Below are 1,119 nucleotides of genomic sequence, written 5' to 3'. Positions count from 1 at the left end.
AGCCGGACGGCCACCAGCCGGGCGGCCCGGTCGGCGGCGGCGGCCTTGGCGGTCGCACCGAGGTCGAGCCGGACGCCGTCCGGCACGGTGAGCTCGCGGTCGTGCAGCTGCACCGATCGCCAGTCCGGGGTGGCGAAGACCCGGACGGCCGGGGCGACCGCGCGCCCGGTGACGGCGGCGAAGTCCCGGTCGTAGCCGAGACCGCACAGCGCGGCGCCGATCGTGGGGTCGACGTCGCCGCCGGTCTGCCGGGCGGCTTCGAGGGCGGCACCGACCAGGTCGGCGAGCAGCGGGCTGACCATCACCGGACGGCCACCGGCACGGCCGGCGAGGGAGAGCTCGGAGTCCGGCCGGAACCGGCTGCACGCCGCGTCGACCGCGGCCAGCTCGGCCTCGACGACCGCGGTGGCCCGGGTGAGCAGGGCCGGCTCGGTGACGACGACGCGCGCCACCGTGCCCCAGACGGACCACTGGGCGGTGTCCGCCCCGATCGGCAGGGTCTCGATCAGCGGCATGTCACGACCCTCCGGAGGTGGCCTGGCCGGAGCCGTCGCTGCCGCCGGAGAGCGACGGCGCGTCCGTGCCGGTCGAGCCGCTGCCGCTGTCGGTGGCGCTCTCGGTGGCGCTCTCGGTGGCGCTGTCGGTGGCGCTCTCGGTGCCGCTTCCGGTGGCCGTCGAGCTGCCGGTCGCGGGGGTGGTCTTCTCGGTGGAGTCGGCGGCCCGGGCGGCCAGGCCCACCCCGAGTGTCCCGGCCAGGCCGGCTGCGACCAGCACCCCGGTGAGCGCCGACGTGCGGCGTAGTGCCTTGTCCCGGTCCATCGGATCGTCCCCCTCATTTGTTGACGACTCAACCAATGTGCCGTGCCGACCTCGCCGTGGCCTGTGGCCCGGCTGGGCTCTTTCTGTGAACCGGTGACGTAACAAGGGACCGGTAAGGTTCCCGGTGCCGGCCCGTTCTCGGAGGTGCGGTGGAGATCTTCGGACGGCAGGCCGAACAGCAACGGCTCGCACGCCTGCTCGACGCCCTGCCCGCGCAGGGCGGTGCCCTCGCGCTGCGCGGCGAGGCCGGCGTGGGCAAGTCGACCCTGCTGGGCTGGGCGGCCGGCGAGGCGACCCGGC

Annotated in this window: 3 protein-coding genes; 1 reads left to right on the top strand and 2 read right to left on the bottom strand. The window is 75.6% G+C overall.

The window, feature by feature from the left end; translation table 11 throughout:
- On the bottom strand, nucleotides 1-515 hold a 515-nt coding region (locus tag AB0C29_RS49770), incomplete at its 3' end, for an FAD:protein FMN transferase (RefSeq protein ID WP_360835566.1).
- A gap of 1 nt (nucleotide 516) precedes the next feature.
- Nucleotides 517-819, bottom strand: coding sequence for a hypothetical protein (locus tag AB0C29_RS49765; protein ID WP_360835564.1), 303 nt, complete (start codon nucleotides 817-819; stop codon nucleotides 517-519).
- 149 nt (nucleotides 820-968) lie between these two features.
- Here AB0C29_RS49765 and AB0C29_RS49760 point away from each other — a divergent pair.
- Nucleotides 969-1,119, top strand: a 151-nt coding sequence (locus AB0C29_RS49760; protein ID WP_360835568.1) for an AAA family ATPase, incomplete at its 3' end; no start/stop codon positions are given.

The organism is Actinoplanes sp. NPDC048791, from assembly GCF_040650095.1.
Taxonomy (GTDB): Bacteria; Actinomycetota; Actinomycetes; order Mycobacteriales; family Micromonosporaceae; genus Actinoplanes.
The sequence above is the reverse complement of the archived record's forward strand: the minus strand, read 5'-3'. Positions and strand labels throughout refer to the sequence as shown.